At 63.9% G+C, this 14,306-nt stretch carries 18 protein-coding genes and 1 tRNA gene; 6 read left to right on the plus strand and 13 right to left on the minus strand.

Features of this window, described 5'->3' with window-relative positions; genetic code table 11:
* From ACR9YP_RS25840 to ACR9YP_RS25850, 3 genes are read right to left on the minus strand one after another with little or no spacing between them, the layout of a single operon-like run.
* Nucleotides 1–2,004 carry an acetyl/propionyl/methylcrotonyl-CoA carboxylase subunit alpha gene (locus ACR9YP_RS25840; RefSeq protein WP_474217474.1) on the minus strand — a complete coding sequence of 668 codons (2,004 nt, stop codon included), beginning with the start codon at nt 2,002–2,004 and terminating at the stop codon, nt 1–3.
* Nucleotides 2,005–2,008: 4 nt separating this feature from the next.
* Nucleotides 2,009–3,613 (minus strand): carboxyl transferase domain-containing protein, encoded by a 1,605-nt coding sequence (locus ACR9YP_RS25845; protein ID WP_474217475.1) that lies wholly within the window; start codon nt 3,611–3,613, stop codon nt 2,009–2,011.
* 24 nt (nt 3,614–3,637) lie between these two features.
* On the minus strand, nt 3,638–4,765 hold the full coding sequence (locus ACR9YP_RS25850) for an isovaleryl-CoA dehydrogenase (RefSeq protein ID WP_128941720.1): 1,128 nt from the start codon (nt 4,763–4,765) through the stop codon (nt 3,638–3,640).
* Between the two features lie 157 nt (nt 4,766–4,922).
* On the opposite strand from ACR9YP_RS25850, the gene ACR9YP_RS25855 reads away from it, so the two are divergent.
* Complete coding sequence (locus ACR9YP_RS25855; protein WP_474217476.1) at nt 4,923–5,951, plus strand: AraC family transcriptional regulator; 1,029 nt, start codon at nt 4,923–4,925, stop codon at nt 5,949–5,951.
* Nucleotides 5,952–6,038: 87 nt separating this feature from the next.
* Here the strand turns inward: ACR9YP_RS25855 and ACR9YP_RS25860 are convergent, their stop codons facing one another.
* The 3 genes from ACR9YP_RS25860 to ACR9YP_RS25870 all read right to left on the minus strand — a co-directional run bounded on the left by ACR9YP_RS25860 (nt 6,039) and on the right by ACR9YP_RS25870 (nt 7,542).
* Nucleotides 6,039–6,338, minus strand: a complete 300-nt coding sequence (locus ACR9YP_RS25860; protein WP_128933978.1) for a DUF3551 domain-containing protein — start codon at nt 6,336–6,338, stop codon at nt 6,039–6,041.
* Between the two features lie 202 nt (nt 6,339–6,540).
* A complete protein-coding gene (locus tag ACR9YP_RS25865; RefSeq protein ID WP_438110778.1) occupies nt 6,541–7,032 on the minus strand; it encodes an Lrp/AsnC family transcriptional regulator in 492 nt (163 codons plus the stop codon).
* Between the two features lie 204 nt (nt 7,033–7,236).
* Nucleotides 7,237–7,542 carry an ETC complex I subunit gene (locus tag ACR9YP_RS25870; protein ID WP_249761404.1) on the minus strand — a complete coding sequence of 102 codons (306 nt, stop codon included), beginning with the start codon at nt 7,540–7,542 and terminating at the stop codon, nt 7,237–7,239.
* A 256-nt stretch (nt 7,543–7,798) separates the two neighbouring features.
* Here ACR9YP_RS25870 and ACR9YP_RS25875 point away from each other — a divergent pair, with 256 nt between their 5' ends.
* Nucleotides 7,799–8,968 (plus strand): OpgC domain-containing protein, encoded by a 1,170-nt coding sequence (locus ACR9YP_RS25875; protein ID WP_474217477.1) that lies wholly within the window; start codon nt 7,799–7,801, stop codon nt 8,966–8,968.
* Nucleotides 8,969–8,992: 24 nt separating this feature from the next.
* Here the strand turns inward: ACR9YP_RS25875 and ACR9YP_RS25880 are convergent, their stop codons facing one another.
* A complete protein-coding gene (locus ACR9YP_RS25880) occupies nt 8,993–9,187 on the minus strand; it encodes a hypothetical protein (RefSeq protein WP_091894901.1) in 195 nt (64 codons plus the stop codon).
* A gap of 263 nt (nt 9,188–9,450) precedes the next feature.
* Here ACR9YP_RS25880 and ACR9YP_RS25885 point away from each other — a divergent pair, with 263 nt between their 5' ends.
* Together ACR9YP_RS25885 and ACR9YP_RS25890 are read left to right on the plus strand one after the other, a co-directional pair.
* The gene (locus ACR9YP_RS25885; RefSeq protein WP_474217478.1) at nt 9,451–9,678 is read left to right on the plus strand and encodes a hypothetical protein; all 228 of its coding nucleotides are present in this window, start codon (nt 9,451–9,453) and stop codon (nt 9,676–9,678) included.
* Nucleotides 9,679–10,052: 374 nt separating this feature from the next.
* Nucleotides 10,053–10,274 carry an RNA-binding protein gene (locus ACR9YP_RS25890; protein ID WP_474217479.1) on the plus strand — a complete coding sequence of 74 codons (222 nt, stop codon included), beginning with the start codon at nt 10,053–10,055 and terminating at the stop codon, nt 10,272–10,274.
* 72 nt (nt 10,275–10,346) lie between these two features.
* Here ACR9YP_RS25890 and ACR9YP_RS25895 read toward each other — a convergent pair.
* From ACR9YP_RS25895 to ACR9YP_RS25910, 4 genes are all read right to left on the minus strand, one after another.
* Nucleotides 10,347–10,423, minus strand: a tRNA-Pro gene (locus ACR9YP_RS25895).
* A gap of 74 nt (nt 10,424–10,497) precedes the next feature.
* A complete protein-coding gene (locus ACR9YP_RS25900) occupies nt 10,498–10,983 on the minus strand; it encodes a DUF192 domain-containing protein (RefSeq protein ID WP_128944356.1) in 486 nt (161 codons plus the stop codon).
* Nucleotides 10,984–11,097: 114 nt separating this feature from the next.
* Nucleotides 11,098–11,727, minus strand: a complete 630-nt coding sequence (locus ACR9YP_RS25905) for a cold-shock protein (RefSeq protein WP_164935008.1) — start codon at nt 11,725–11,727, stop codon at nt 11,098–11,100.
* Between the two features lie 198 nt (nt 11,728–11,925).
* Nucleotides 11,926–12,687, minus strand: coding sequence for an SIR2 family NAD-dependent protein deacylase (locus tag ACR9YP_RS25910; protein WP_370987403.1), 762 nt, complete (start codon nt 12,685–12,687; stop codon nt 11,926–11,928).
* A gap of 264 nt (nt 12,688–12,951) precedes the next feature.
* Here ACR9YP_RS25910 and ACR9YP_RS25915 point away from each other — a divergent pair, with 264 nt between their 5' ends.
* Nucleotides 12,952–13,116, plus strand: a complete 165-nt coding sequence (locus ACR9YP_RS25915) for a hypothetical protein (RefSeq protein ID WP_164935006.1) — start codon at nt 12,952–12,954, stop codon at nt 13,114–13,116.
* A gap of 72 nt (nt 13,117–13,188) precedes the next feature.
* On the opposite strand, the gene ACR9YP_RS25920 is transcribed toward ACR9YP_RS25915, so the two are convergent.
* Nucleotides 13,189–13,476, minus strand: coding sequence for a hypothetical protein (locus tag ACR9YP_RS25920; RefSeq protein ID WP_370987404.1), 288 nt, complete (start codon nt 13,474–13,476; stop codon nt 13,189–13,191).
* Between the two features lie 231 nt (nt 13,477–13,707).
* On the opposite strand from ACR9YP_RS25920, the gene ACR9YP_RS25925 reads away from it, so the two are divergent.
* Nucleotides 13,708–13,983 (plus strand): hypothetical protein, encoded by a 276-nt coding sequence (locus tag ACR9YP_RS25925; protein WP_474217480.1) that lies wholly within the window; start codon nt 13,708–13,710, stop codon nt 13,981–13,983.
* Here the strand turns inward: ACR9YP_RS25925 and ACR9YP_RS25930 are convergent.
* On the minus strand, nt 13,980–14,177 hold the full coding sequence (locus ACR9YP_RS25930; RefSeq protein ID WP_091887818.1) for a hypothetical protein: 198 nt from the start codon (nt 14,175–14,177) through the stop codon (nt 13,980–13,982). The two genes, ACR9YP_RS25925 and ACR9YP_RS25930, sit on opposite strands and share 4 nt — an antisense overlap.
* Nucleotides 14,178–14,306: the final 129 nt, after the last annotated feature.

Genomic DNA, 14,306 nt, shown 5'->3' on the forward strand with positions numbered 1-14,306 from the left:
TCACTCTCCCGAAGGCTCGACCACAGCGAGCTCGACGCCCTCCTGCACGATATCGCCGACCTTGCATTTGATGGACTTCAGCACGCCGGCATAGGGCGCCCGCAGCGTCTGCTCCATCTTCATCACTTCGAGCGTGAGGATCGGCGCGCCCTTGTCGAGCTTGGCGCCCTCCTCGGCCAGCACGGCGACGACGGTGCCCGGCAGCGGCGCCGCGATCTTGTCCTCGCCGGCATGCTCCTCGCTCTCGCCGCCGAACGGATCGACCCAGTGCAGGTCGAAGCGGCCGTTGCGCGTGCGCAAATACAGCTCATGGCCGTCGATCACGGCCGCAACGGAAGATTTCAAGCCATCAAGCGTCAGATCGAATCCGCCGTCGTGCGGCGCAATCGTGAACGCCAGCTCGCGTTCGCCGATCAGCAGCGTCGAGGGGCCACTGCCGTAGTTCAGCGTAATCTTCTGCTCCGCCCCGTGGCCGACGCGGAAGGCAAAACTGCGCTGGCGGCGGCCGACCGGCTGCCAGCCGAAGGTCTGCCAGGGCGAATTCGCCTGCGCACGTGCGGCCTGTTGCTCCTCGTTGATAACAGCGGCCACGGCGGCGCACAGCTCGAGTTCGCCGGGCGCCGGTGCGGCCTGCGTCAGGACCGCCAGCTCGCGCTCGATGAAGCCGGTGTCGACCGCATTGGTGCGCACTCTTGGATGCGTCATCAGCGCCGACAGGAATGGAATGTTGGTGACGATGCCGCGGACGTCGGATTCCTCCAGTCCCCGGTTCAGCCGCTCGATCGCAACGTCCCGCGTCGGCGCCCACGCGATCATCTTGGCGAGCATCGCATCGTAATAGGGCGACACGCTGTCGCCCTCGCGATAGCCGGCATCGATGCGCAAGCTCCCGGTCTCCGCCGGCAGGCGCCAGGTCGAGATCTTTCCGACTGACGGCATGAAGTTCTTGGTCGGGTTCTCGGCGTAGACGCGCGCCTCGACCGCATGGCCGTTGAGCCGGATCTCGTCCTGCTTCAAAGGCAGCGCTTCGCCGAAGGCGACGCGCAGCTGCCATTCGACGAGGTCGATGCCGGTGATCAGCTCGGTCACGGGATGCTCGACCTGGAGGCGCGTGTTCATCTCGATGAAGAACACATCCTTGCCGTCGGAGACGAATTCGATGGTGCCGGCGCCGACATAGTTCACCGCGCCCGCCGCTTTTCGCGCGGCGGCGCAGACGGTCTCGCGCTGGGCAGGATTGAGCGTCGGCGACGGCGCCTCCTCGATCACCTTCTGATGCCGGCGCTGAAGCGTACATTCGCGCTCGAACAGCGACAAGAGATTGCCGTGGCTGTCGCCGATCACCTGCACCTCGATATGCCTGGGATTGTCGACATATTTCTCGATCAGCATGCGGTCGTCGCCGAACGCGGCCTTGGCTTCGCGCTTGGCGCTGACGATCGCGGGCTCAAGTTCGGCGGCCGAACGCACGATGCGCATGCCGCGGCCGCCGCCGCCGGCCGACGCCTTCACCAAAATGGGGAAGCCAATCCTCTCGGCGGCCTTCGCAAGCGTTGCCTCGTCCTGGGCTTCGCCGTGATAGCCGGGCACCAGCGGCACGCCGGCCTTTTCCATCAACTCCTTCGAGCCGGATTTCGAGCCCATCGCCGTCATCATACCAGCGGTCGGGCCGACGAAGACCAGCCCCGCATCGAAGCAGGCCCGCGCGAATTCGGCATTCTCCGACAGGAAACCGTAGCCGGGGTGCACGGCTTCCGCTCCGGTCTTGCGAGCGGCCTCGATCAGCCGCTCGACATTGAGATAACTGTCGCGGGCACGCGCCGGCCCGAGCAGCACGGCCTCGTCGGCGAGCGCGACATGCATCGCGTCGCGATCGGCCTCGGAATAGACCGCGACTGTGCGGAGGCCCATGGCCCGCGCAGTGCGGATGACGCGGCAGGCGATCTCGCCGCGGTTGGCGATCAGGAGCGTGCGAAATCGCCGGTAGAGCTTTGAGCGGTCCATCGCATCACATCCTGAACAGGCCGAATTTCGTCGGTTCGATCGGCGCATTCGACGCTGCCGAGAGGCCAAGGCCGAGCACCAGCCGCGTGTCGGCCGGATCGATCACGCCGTCATCCCAGAGCCGCGCGGTCGCGTAATAGGGATGCCCCTGGCTCTCATATTGCGCACGAATGGGGCTGCGGAATTTCTCTTCCTCTTCCTTCGACCAGCTATCGCCTTTGGTCTCGATATTGTCGCGCCGGACCTGGCTCAGCACCATCGAGGCCTGTTCGCCGCCCATCACCGAGATGCGCGCATTCGGCCACATCCAGAGGAAGCGCGGCGAGTAGGCGCGGCCGCACATGCCGTAATTGCCGGCGCCGTAGGAGCCGCCGATCACGACGGTGAATTTCGGCACCGAGGCGGTCGCAACCGCCGTCACCAGCTTGGCGCCGTCGCGCGCGATGCCGCCGGCCTCGTATTTCTTGCCGACCATGAAGCCCGTGATGTTCTGCAGGAATACCAGCGGAATGCCGCGCTGGCAGCACAGCTCGATGAAATGCGCGCCCTTGAGCGAGCTCTCGCTGAAGAGAATGCCGTTGTTGGCGATGATGCCGACCGGAAAGCCCCAGATATGGGCGAAGCCGCACACCAGCGTCGTGCCGTAGAGCTTCTTGAACTCATCGAATTCGGAGCCGTCGACGATGCGGGCGATGATATCGCGCACGTCGAACGGTTTGCGGCCATCGACGGGGACGACGCCATAGATTTCCTCGGCCGCAAACAGCGGCTCGCGCGGCGGATGCATATTGAGGTTCGGTCGCGTCGGTGGCTTCAGCGTGCCGACGATACGCCGCGCGATGCCGATCGCGTGCGCATCGTTCTGGGCGTAGTGATCGGTCACGCCCGACTGGCGCGAATGTACGTCGGCGCCGCCGAGCTCTTCCGCGCTCACCACCTCGCCGGTCGCAGCCTTCACCAGCGGCGGGCCGCCGAGGAAGATGGTGCCCTGGTTGCGGACGATGATGCTCTCGTCCGACATCGCCGGGACGTAGGCGCCGCCGGCGGTGCAGGAGCCCATCACGATCGCGATCTGCGGAATCCCCTGTGAGGACATCTGGGCCTGGTTGTAGAAGATGCGGCCGAAGTGCCGCTCGTCCGGGAAGATCTCGTCCTGCAGCGGCAGGAAGGCGCCGCCGGAATCGACCATGTAGACGCAAGGAAGGTTGTTCTGCCGCGCGATGTCCTGCGCGCGCAGATGCTTCTTCACGGTCATTGGATAATAGGTGCCGCCCTTGATGGTGGCGTCGTTGGCGACAATCACGCATTCGCGGCCCGAGATGCGCCCCACTCCCGTGACGACGCTCGCCGAATGCACGTCGCCGCCATAGAGGCCATAGGCCGCGAGCGGCGATAACTCCAGGAATGACGTCCCGGGATCGACCAGCAGGTCGACGCGCTCGCGCGCCAGCATCTTGCCGCGTGCTGTGTGGCGGTTGCGCGAGGCCTCACCGCCGCCGCCGGCGACTTGGCTCAGCTTTTCACGCAAGTCCGCGACGAGGTTGCGCATGGCCTCGGAATTGCGCGCAAAGTCTTGGGAAGACGGATCGATGCTGGAATGGAGCGGCATGGTGATTCCAATGAGGTGAACGCTTTAAGCCGTCTCGGCCATCAGCTCGCGGCCGATCAGCATGCGGCGAACCTCCGAGGTGCCGGCGCCGATCTCGTAGAGTTTGGCGTCGCGCCACAGACGTCCGACCGGGAATTCGCTGGTGTAGCCGACCCCGCCGAGCGCCTGGATCGCCTCGCCCGCCATCCACGTCGCCTTCTCCGCGGAATAGAGGATCGCGGCAGCCGCATCCTTGCGCAAGCTGCGCGCGTGGTCGGCGCGGTCGCAGGCGCGCCCCACGGCGTAGACATAGGCGCGCGTGGCCTGCCAGGTCGAATACATGTCGGCGAGCTTGCCCTGCATCAGCTGGAAATCGCCGATCGGCTGGCCGAACTGCTTGCGTTCGTGCATGTAGGGCACCACCGCGTCCATGCAGGCCGCCATGATGCCGAGCGGACCGCCTGACAGCACCGCGCGCTCATAGTCGAGGCCGGACATCAGCACCTTGACGCCCTCGCCCACCTTGCCGAGCACGTTCTCCTCCGGCACCTCGCACTCGTCGAAGAACAAGGGATAGGTGTTGGAGCCGCGCATGCCGAGCTTGTCGAGGTGCTGGCCGTGGGTAAACCCCTTGAAGCCTTTCTCGATGAGGAAGGCGGTCATGCCGCGCGGACCGGCCTCCGGATCGGTCTTGGCATAGACGACGAGGACGTCGGCATCGCCGCCATTGGTGATCCACATCTTCGAGCCGTTGAGCACGTAGCGGTCGCCGCGCTTGTCGGCGCGCAGCTTCATCGAGACCACGTCGGAACCGGCGCCGGGCTCGGACATCGCGAGCGCGCCGACATACTCTCCGGAGATCAGCTTCGGCAGATAGCGCTGGCGCTGCGCGTCGTTGCCGTTGCGGCGGATCTGGTTGACACAGAGGTTGGAATGGGCGCCGTAGGAGAGCCCCACGGCAGCCGAGCCGCGCGAAATCTCCTCCATGGCGACGATATGGGCGAGATAGCCCATGTTGGAGCCGCCATATTGCTCCGGCGCGGTCATGCCGAGCAGGCCGAGGTCGCCGAAGCGCTTCCAGAGGTCTGCGGGAAACAGATTGGCTTTCTCGATGTCGGCAGCGCGCGGCGTGATCTCCGCCTCCACGAAGGCGCGAAGCGTGTCGCGCAGCATGCCGATGTCTTCGCCCAAATCGAAGTCGATGCTCGGGATGTTCAAGGCGATTCCTCCCTATTTTTGGCATCCGAACCTAGCGGGGCCCTGGCGCTCTTGCGGTCGAAAAGGTTGCATTTTCCGCCAAACTTGGCGAGGATTTTCCGAGGGAATTCCGATGCCTTTTCAAGCCGCCACCGCGATCCCGCGCCGCGCCATGACCCCTGCCGCCTTCGTCCGCGGCGTGGTCGCCGCTTATGAACGATACGGCCGCGATCCGGCGGAGGCGCTGAGCCGGGGTCAGGTAGCGCCGGAGCTTGTCAATTCTCCGGACGGGCGGATCACGGCCGCCCAGTTCGAGGCCCTGGCGGGCCATGCCATGCGCGAGCTCGACGACGAGGCGCTCGGCTGGTTCTCGCGCCGGCTGCCATGGGGCACTTATGGCATGCTGTGCCGCGCCTCGATCACGGCGCCGACGCTTCAAGTCGCGCTCAAGCGCTGGTGCCGGCATCACCGCCTGCTCACCGAGGATGTCGTGCTCGATCTCGCAGTTGGCGAGGAGACTGCGGTCGTCTCCATCCGGGAGCTGCGCGATCTCGGCGGCTTACGCGAATTCTGCCTGGTGACCCTGCTCCGCTACGTGCTCGGCTTCTCCTGCTGGGCGGTCGATTCCGCGATCGCCTTGCGCGCGGCGGAATTTCCTTACCCCCAGCCCAGCCACGTCTCGGTCTACCCGACCATCTTCTGCCGCAATATCCGCTTCGACGCGGACCGCGCCGCGATCATCTTCGACAAGCACTATCTCTCGCTGCCGCTCGCGCGCAGCGCCGCCGACCTCGATAACATGCTCAAAGGCGCCTTGCGGCTGACGGTGCTGCCCTATCGGCGCGACCGGCTTCTTGTCGAGCGCGTGCGCCGGGTGCTCCGCAATGCGCGCGGACGCAGTCTCGGCGCCGAGGATGTCGCGCGCGAGCTGGCGCTGTCCACCCGCACCATGCATCGGCGCCTGCGCGAGGAGGCCACCTCGCTGCGCGAACTCAAGGAAGAGGCAAAGTTCGAGCTTGCGAAGCAGGAGCTGATGCGCGGCCGCACGCCGATCAAGCGGATCGCGGAAATTGCCGGATTCCGCAACGAGAAGAGTTTTTCGCGTGCCTTCCGGACCTGGACCGGCGCCTCCCCGCGCGAGTTTCGCGGGCGGTATCGCTGAGGGACTGTCGCCTCACTGTCATAAAATGACGGCCTCCGAGATGACTCCCGGAGGCCGTGTTTTTCGAAACCGGTTCGAATTCAGGCGTTAGTTCGAGTTGGTCTGCGCGCCCGGGCGAAGCTTGGTACGCGACCGCGTCTGCTTCGGCTGGTAGGCCAGCGCGTCATTCGAGGTCTTCGCACCGCCGCTCTGCGAGCAGGTGCCGCCGATGCCGCCGGCAGCGGCCCGGCAGGCTTCCATGGTCGGATAGCCGCAACCGTGAGCGGCCTGGGCACCGTTGGTAATGCAGAAATCGTCTGCACGCGCGGCGGGTGCGGTCATCATGAGAAACGCGGATGCAAACAGCGTCGCAGCGGATGCGACAAACGTCTTCGAGGTCGAGGTCATGGTGTCTTTTCCTGGCTCAGGGTCCCACAAAAGAGGCCTCGGCACGCGACGCAGGCCGAGGTTCACACCTTGGATCTAGGCGGCGGCCCCGAACCGACAATCACGGTTCAGCGCATCGCAGGACTTCCGAAATCACATGTCACAGTTAGGTGATTTAGTCAGCATCATGCCTGGCGGTGACGGCGCCTGGAACGCAGCGTCCCTATCCCGCAAATACCGCCGCGACCTCCTGCAACGGCAGAGGCACGTCCTTCGCGACACCCAGCACTGGAAAGCTGCGGACGTTCTTCACGTTCGGCATCGCGGCGAAATGCAGGAGCTGCTGGCGCATGCTCTCGACGCTCGGCGCCACACATTTGAGGAGATAGTCGGTGTCGCCCGAAATCCGCCAACACTGCTGGATGCGCGGGATCGCGGCGATCGAGCTCTCGAACGCCTCCAGCACGGGCTGGGCCTGGCTGCCGAGCTGGATCGAGACGAACGACACCACCTCATAGCCGAGCCGCCGCTCGTCGATGACCGCGCGCACCGCCCGGATCACGCCGCGGCTGAACAACGATTTCAGCCGCCGCAGGCAGTTGGGTGCAGACACCCCGACCCGCAGCGCCAGCTCATTGTTGCGAATCCGCCCGTCCTGCTGCAGTTCGGATAGTATCTTCAGATCGACGCCGTCGAGCTGGTCACGCCCCGCCATACCCACCTCGCCCATGAGCTCGTCATGCGAGGCAGCGAAGCACGCGGCGGAATAGCTGCCAAGGGCCAGAGCCGGCGTGGTAGCTGATCCGTGACGTGGGATGGTCGGATGCGAGGTTTATAGTGTGTGGGCGGAATATCTCCCGCCGTCGTGGCCGGGCCTTGTCCCGGCCATGACGGAAGTCTTTGGCGCCGGGTTGGCCCCTCAATGCGTCCAGGGCTCGCCGCGGCGGAACGAGAAATTGTCGGCATAGGCGGCCGGCCGGCGTACCGACTCCTGCGGCTCGATCACCTGGTAGGCGATGCCCTTGCGCTCGCAATAGGCGACCGCCTCTTCCTTGCTGTGGAAGCGCAGCGTGATCTGCTGCTTCATGTCGCCGGACGAGGTCCAGCCCATCAGCGGCTCGACCGAACGCGGCTGCTCCGGCTCGTAATCGAGCTGCCATTCCTTCGTCTTGGACCGGCCGGATTGCATCGCGTTCTTGGCGGGCTTGAAAATGCGTGCGGTCATGGGTGGTCCGGGCCTCTTCGTCTTTTCGTTCGAACTGGATGCGTCACGGTGGCAGTTGGTGGAAATCTCAGGGATAGTATAGAGACACCGTTCGGGAAGTGTTCGGTGATTCCGGCTCCCCGGGTGCCCTACCTACGGGTATAGTCATTATGCTGCACCGTGACAATTGCGTACCCGCCTTCCGCGCCGGGACCCCGCCCGGCGGCACTGGCTCCCCGACATCAGCGTATTTGTTCCTTCCGAAAGCTCCCGTCGCATGGCCTTCCTGAACATCAGCGCAACGCTTCCCGAAAAGGGGCGCGACCTCCGACTCGACCTGTTTCGCGGTGTTGCGAACTGGGCGATCTTCCTCGACCATATCCCCGACAACGTCGTGAACTGGGTCACGACGCGCAATTACGGCTTTTCCGACGCCGCCGACCTGTTCGTCTTCATCTCCGGCTACACCGCGTCCTTCGTCTATGCGCGGATGATGCTGGAGCGCGGCTTCGTCGTCGGCGCCACACGGCTGACCAAGCGGGTCTGGCAGCTCTATGTCGCCCACATCATCCTGTTCGTGATCTACATCGCCTCGATCAGCTATCTCGCGCTGCGCTTCGGCGATTCCGAGATGATCAACGAGTTCAACGTCGCCGGTCTCGTCGACAACGCCACCGAGACGCTGCGCCAGGGTCTATTCCTGCGCTTCAAGCCGCTCAATCTCGACGTGCTGCCGCTCTACATCGTGCTGATGGGACTGTTCCCGCCAGTGCTTTGGTTCATGCTGCGCAAGCCCGACGTGACGATGGCGCTGTCCATCGTGCTGTGGCTGGCCGCGCGCCATTTCGGCTGGAATCTGACGGCCTATCCGGCCGGCCAGTGGTATTTCAACCCGTATTGCTGGCAGGTGCTGTTCGTGTTCGGCGCCTGGTGCGCCATGGGCGGCGCGCGGCGCTCGATGACGCTGATCAATGCGCCGATCACGCTCTACCTCTGCCTCGCCTATCTCGCTTTCGCGCTGATCATGACCATGGCTGGCCGCTTTCCGACCTTGGGCGGCATGCTCCCGCAATGGCTGTTCTCGGCGTTTAACCCGAACGACAAGACCAACCTCGCGCCCTACCGCTTCATCCACTTCGTCGTGATCGTGATCCTCGTGATCCGCTTCGTGCCGAAGGAGTGGCCGGGCCTGGAGTGGAAGGTGTTCGATCCGCTGATCGTCTGCGGCCAGCAGTCGCTCGCGGTGTTCTGCGTCGGCGTGTTCCTATCCTTCGTCGGCCATTTCGAGTTGTCGATGAGCTCGGGCTCGCTGTTCGCGCAGCTCTTCGTCAGCATCGCCGGCGTGGCGATCATGACGACGGTGGCCTATTACATCTCGTGGTCGAAGAAGCAGGACAAGCCGTTGAAGCCGCCGCCGTCAAAGCCGGCTGCGGCGAAGACGGCCTGATGGTGATGCGGCGCCGATGCCGCGTCAGGCCGCCTCTTCGCCGTCGAACTCGGTAAACTTTTTGTAGATCCAGTCGCGGCCGTCGTGGCGGCGCCAGACCTTGCCGTAGACGAGCTGTCCGTTGATCGAGCGGCGCGGCACGATCACGGTCCAGAGATGCCAGATCTCGGTCCAGCTCGACTGCGGACCGGCGGTTTTGGAGTTGCGATCGGAAGACATGGCAGAACTCACTGGCGCAGAACTCGGCTGATACGCGCGCTGCCACGAACTGTGATCTTGTGTGAGCACGGATGTCAGGCAGCCCATCACGAGCCGTGCCCGATCTGATAACAGTCACTTAGGCGGCCGCAACAACCGCTCGCCCTTAACCTAACCGATCAACCTTACTTCTCGTGCGCAAACGGCGAGATTGGTTGAAAGCCGGCGTCGACTTTTCTAGAGTGCGCGCGTGATTTGAGAGCGCGCCGTTTTGAGGACGCGCGGTGTTTTTGAGCCGACACGTATTTTCAAAAGAATTGACTGGCCAGGACGACCACAATGAATTTGCAATGTGCATGTCTGCGCTTGGCGCTGCGATCGACAACGCCTGTCCCGATCGCAAAGACACCGTCCCAGCAGCCGCCGAAGGCCGCCAACGACAACGAGACAGTCTGGCCGTTCGTGCCGTTTCCGGCCGGCTGGCACGCCTCGAGCTGATGGGCCAGATCTGAAAAAGTGACGCCTGAAAAGCGCAACGCCGCGCAAGCGGAGTATCATCGCTTGGCGGCGTCCGTTTAGGCATTGGGCGCTGAAATCCCCAACACGCATATGTCTATGGCGCCGCGCAGAAGGTTCGATGAGCGTCCGGCAATTCTGCGCCCTCGGAAGGCCGCAATAGCTTGAAACATCGCGCCAAAGTCGCGCGGCGAGGAGAATGTGCGCCAAGGCTTCCGCAGCGCCTTTCGGCCAGACGATGGCAACCAATCACTACGCCACGCGTTGCAGCTTTTTCCCGCCTGTCCGGGGCATCCGAGAGTGTCCGCGATCAGCGTGCGCCCGCCTGCACGGACGGCGTCTCACGTCCCTGTGAGCTGGAGCGCAGCCGGTGAATTTCCATGAACGAGCAGAGATCAATGAACGGCAGAAGGCAAGGCCAGCGGACGCCGTGAGCCAGGTCGATACGCCTGAGGAACTCGTCGAGACGCCGGAGGCCGGAAGCTCGCTGCTCGCACTCGGCGGGCTCGGCCTCGCGGCAATCGCGATGCTGGGCTGGATTTGCGCCCTCGCCTGGTTCGCCTGGGGCCTCGTCGACTGGCTGTTGTTCTGAGGCGCCCCCCGAATCCCTAGGCAAGAGACTTGGGCATCGGTCTGGGGAATTCTTGGGGGTACATGTCGGAACTGGTCGGGGCAGCTGGATTCGAACCAACGACCTGCAGTACCCAAAACTGCCGCGCTACCAGGCTGCGCTATACCCCGAATGTCCGGCGAGCCCCGTCGATACACGCTTCCCGGCGCGCCAGCAAGGCGCCAATGACGCCGTTCCCGGGCGCCTATTTGCTGCCGAACAGCGGGTGGGCGACCCGGTCGCCAGGACGGATGCCGTATTTCTGCGCCGTTCCCGCCACCACCTCCAGCACCGCCCGGGCCGGCCCCTGGGACGAGATGATCTTGGTCGACATCGGCTCGGTGTTTTCGGCGATGCGCAGGATGCGGCCGTCGGCGCGGATGAAGATCATGTCGAGCGAGACGTAGGTGTTCTTCATCCACATCGACACTTCCTGCTCGGGATTGAAGTCGAACAGCATGCCTTTGCCGTCGGCCAGTTCCTTGCGATACATCAGGCCGGTCTGCTTCTCCTGCTCGGTCGTCGCCATCTCGACCGAGAACACCTGGACGCCGTTTCTGGTGACGATCTCGAGCGGCTGGAAGCTCGCGGCGCGAACAGATCCGATTGCGACTGCCATGCCGGCAACGACGAGGATGGCGGCAAGCCAGCCCTTCGCAACGGACCAGACGGCCTTTCGATCAGAATTCATGGGGGCACTCGCGGCGTGGGACTGGAACAGTCCTTACGCAACGGTCGTCGGAAAAGCCAGAGGCGCGCTGGCTGGCCGGCGCGCCTCTGCTCACGATTGCGGGAATGGGGTGCCTTAGTGCGACTGCAAGCCCGGCGACCCGGTCTCGGGATGGATCTCAGCCGCCATCATGCCCTTGGAGCCGGGCCCGAACCGGACCAGCACATATTGGCCGGGGCGCAGCTCAGTCATGCCGAAGCGGCGCAGTGTCTCCATGTGCACGAAGATGTCGGGCGTGCCCTCGCCGCAGGTCAGGAAGCCGAAGCCGCGCAGCCGGTTGAACCATTTGACTTGGGCCCGCTCCAGGCCGCTGGTCGGCGTGACCGTGACGTGGGTGCGCGGCGGCAGCATCTGCGCCGGATGGATCGCGGTGGATTCGTCCATCGAGACCACGCGGAATGCCTGATAGCCCTTGGCGCGCTGGACGCACTCAACGACGATGCGGGCTCCCTCGTAAGCAGTCTGGAAGCCGTCGCGCCTGAGTACGGTGACGTGCAGCAGCACGTCGGGCCAGCCATTGTCGGGCACGATGAAGCCGTAGCCCTTTGAGGCGTCGAACCATTTGATGACGCCGTGAACCTCGACGAGGTTGGCGCTGCCCTCACCCAGTCCGGTGAAGGGGCTGAGCGCGCTGTCGCGACCGCTGCCGTGCTCGCCCACGGGAACTCCGACCTTCTTGGACTCAAATCCGTCCGACGACCCCATAACCCCGGACCCCACACTGCCATGCAACCCGCCACTTTGGCGGCGCTCGAATCACGCGTCTTAAGAGAATGTTCTCAATTCGACGCGACGCGAATCTTTCGACTCAAAAGATAACACTCCCGGTTGCGAGGCATAGACAAAAAAGAGATTCGCCGGAACCTATGAACAGCTTGCACAGCCGCGAATCAAATTGATGCCTCAATTGCCGGCAAAGGGCCCGAGCGCTTCGCCGATGTCGTGATGGATCACGAGGTCGGCGATGTCGTCCTGCTCGGTGGGCTCGCGATTGATGATCACAAGACGTGCGCCGGCGTTCTTCGCCATCATCGGAAAGCCCGCCGCCGGCCACACCACCAGCGAGGAACCGATCGCGATGAAGAGGTCGCAGGTCTGCGACAGCGCAGCTGCGCGCTGCATTTCGTCCTCGGGCATCATCTGGCCGAACGAAATCGTGGCGGTCTTCACCGGCTCGTCGCACATGGTGCAATTGGGCGCGGCGCCCTCCTCGTCGAAACGGCGCTTCACCCAGTCGAGCTGATAGGCCTGCCCGCATCCGATACATCGCGCATAGGTAGTATTTCCGTGAAGTTCAATCACGTGCTCGGCGGCCAGCCCCGAGGCCTGGTGCAGATTGTCGATGTTCTGGGTGATGACGGCGGGAACCTTGCCGGCGCGGTAGAGTGAGGCCAAAGCGCGGTGACCGCGGCCCGGCTTTGCCGCCGCGAACACCTCCTCCATCGCAAAGCGCCGGCGCCAGGATTCGTCGCGCGCCTCCTGGCTCGCCACGAACTCTTCGAACGGGATTGGACGGTTGCGCGTCCAGATTCCGCCCGGCGAGCGGAAGTCAGGGATGCCGCATTCGGTCGAGATGCCGGCACCGGTGAACGGCACGATTCGCTTCGCTTCGGCGATCATGTCGCCGAGTCGTTCAACGCCGCTGCGAAGATCCGATGCTATCACGCGCTGCTCCCGATGTGTGTTGCCCTCGCTGCAAGACGCACAAGCGGCAAGATTATTGACGGTCTTATCCACCGTGATGAAAAGAGCGAACAGAAACAGACTCGGCAATTCCTGCCGCCCATCGCATATCACAATCCTGCAATGCCTCCTCCCCATTGACGCCCCATTCGGGAGCCCCAATGGATGTATCGAATCCGACTCGCAGCGCGATGCGGCGGCAGTGCTCGAGGTCAGTGGAAACAGGTGCGAACAGAGGGGATGGATATGACCGAAGATGAAGAACGCAAAGCTCGCGAACGCGAGGAGATCGCCACCCGTGTTGCCGCCTTCCGCGCCACCCAGGAGAAGTTCAAGCGGGAGCGCGAGGAATATTTCGTGTCGACGCTCGAGAATGCCCGCAAGGTCGAACGTCCCTCGCTCTGGCCGTAGGGCGTGACGTCACGCGCATACGAACGAAAAAAAAGCCCGGAGCCTCGCTCCGGGCTTTTCGCTTCTAACTCGCTACCAGTGCCGCCAGTAGTGGTGCCGGTAGTACGGTCCGCCGCCGTAATAGGCGTAGGGACCCGGTCCGTAATAGTAGCCCGGGCCGTCATAATAGCCGTAGCCCGGCCCGTAATAGCCATAGGGATGCGATGCTGCGACTGCGCCCGCCGTAATTGCGCCGGCGGCAAGGCCGAATGCGAGGCCCGGACCAATGCCGCGGCCGCGCGCCTCGGCTGGCGCAGGCGCCGCGACCGCGGTTACGCCGACGGCTGCGACGGTGGCCAGAACTGCCAGTATCTTCTTCATGATTATCCTCCTTCGCGCGTCTCGCGGGACAACGGCGAGGGCCTGCGATGGTTGCGCGCAGCGCGGAACCGAAAACGGTCAAAAAACAATGAACCGGCGGGAACGAACGCTCGCCGCGCGGATTGACATCGTAAGTGCGGAAGCCTCCGCCATCCGGGTTGAGGCGACAGCACGAAGACCTCGTCAGCATCCTCCGCGGTGCTGGCGGGGTTTTTTAGTTTCGCGGGAGAGATGCAGCAGACCATAGCGGCGGCCAGCGTTGCGGCCTTCGGCGGGCAGTTCGATCCTTCGTCGCGGCACCGAACGACGTTTCTTTTTGTGAGCGCGGAACAAGATTTTCGCGCACACGTTGAGGTCGTCTTCAGGCAGAAGAGGCCCGACATGCCCGCGTGGCTCGAAGTCCTGCTCAACCTGTCCGGCTATGCCGGTTTCGTGGCGCTCGCGACGCGCGGCGGCACGTTCCGGGATAGGTCCGCGGACGACCGGATCTGCGGCGAGAAGCGCTAGTTTGCGTGCAGGGCTTGCCCTGCCGTGCGCACCAGCCGATCGGCCTTGACCGCGACACGCGTGTCCTCGGCCTGCGGCCGCAGCGAAAAGCTGATCACCACGAAAGCGAGACAGAAGAGCGTGCCGACGATGGCGACGCGCCGGTAGGTGTGGCGATCGCCTTGATGAAAGGACGGCTCTGAAAATGGCGTCATGACAAAATGGCTTCTTCGCAAAATCGCTTCTTGATTGTCGTTGCCACACACCTATCCCAAGTAGCGGCAAGCGCAACGCGATTGGGCTTTTAACCTAACCGAATAGGGTTATCGGCTTTCGCGGAAGCT

Source organism: Bradyrhizobium sp. BR14999 (assembly GCF_056106085.1).

Coding starts and splice junctions, on each gene's coding strand:
- ACR9YP_RS25840 (WP_474217474.1), bottom strand. CDS start 2,004: ATGGACCGCTCAAAGCTCTACCGGCGATTTCGCACGCTCCTGATCGCC.
- ACR9YP_RS25845 (WP_474217475.1), bottom strand. CDS start 3,613: ATGCCGCTCCATTCCAGCATCGATCCGTCTTCCCAAGACTTTGCGCGC.
- ACR9YP_RS25850 (WP_128941720.1), bottom strand. CDS start 4,765: ATGCTGCGCGACACGCTTCGCGCCTTCGTGGAGGCGGAGATCACGCCG.
- ACR9YP_RS25855 (WP_474217476.1), top strand. CDS start 4,923: ATGCCTTTTCAAGCCGCCACCGCGATCCCGCGCCGCGCCATGACCCCT.
- ACR9YP_RS25860 (WP_128933978.1), bottom strand. CDS start 6,338: ATGACCTCGACCTCGAAGACGTTTGTCGCATCCGCTGCGACGCTGTTT.
- ACR9YP_RS25865 (WP_438110778.1), bottom strand. CDS start 7,032: ATGGCGGGGCGTGACCAGCTCGACGGCGTCGATCTGAAGATACTATCC.
- ACR9YP_RS25870 (WP_249761404.1), bottom strand. CDS start 7,542: ATGACCGCACGCATTTTCAAGCCCGCCAAGAACGCGATGCAATCCGGC.
- ACR9YP_RS25875 (WP_474217477.1), top strand. CDS start 7,799: ATGGCCTTCCTGAACATCAGCGCAACGCTTCCCGAAAAGGGGCGCGAC.
- ACR9YP_RS25880 (WP_091894901.1), bottom strand. CDS start 9,187: ATGTCTTCCGATCGCAACTCCAAAACCGCCGGTCCGCAGTCGAGCTGG.
- ACR9YP_RS25900 (WP_128944356.1), bottom strand. CDS start 10,983: ATGAATTCTGATCGAAAGGCCGTCTGGTCCGTTGCGAAGGGCTGGCTT.
- ACR9YP_RS25905 (WP_164935008.1), bottom strand. CDS start 11,727: ATGGGGTCGTCGGACGGATTTGAGTCCAAGAAGGTCGGAGTTCCCGTG.
- ACR9YP_RS25915 (WP_164935006.1), top strand. CDS start 12,952: ATGACCGAAGATGAAGAACGCAAAGCTCGCGAACGCGAGGAGATCGCC.
- ACR9YP_RS25920 (WP_370987404.1), bottom strand. CDS start 13,476: ATGAAGAAGATACTGGCAGTTCTGGCCACCGTCGCAGCCGTCGGCGTA.
- ACR9YP_RS25925 (WP_474217480.1), top strand. CDS start 13,708: ATGCAGCAGACCATAGCGGCGGCCAGCGTTGCGGCCTTCGGCGGGCAG.
- ACR9YP_RS25930 (WP_091887818.1), bottom strand. CDS start 14,177: ATGACGCCATTTTCAGAGCCGTCCTTTCATCAAGGCGATCGCCACACC.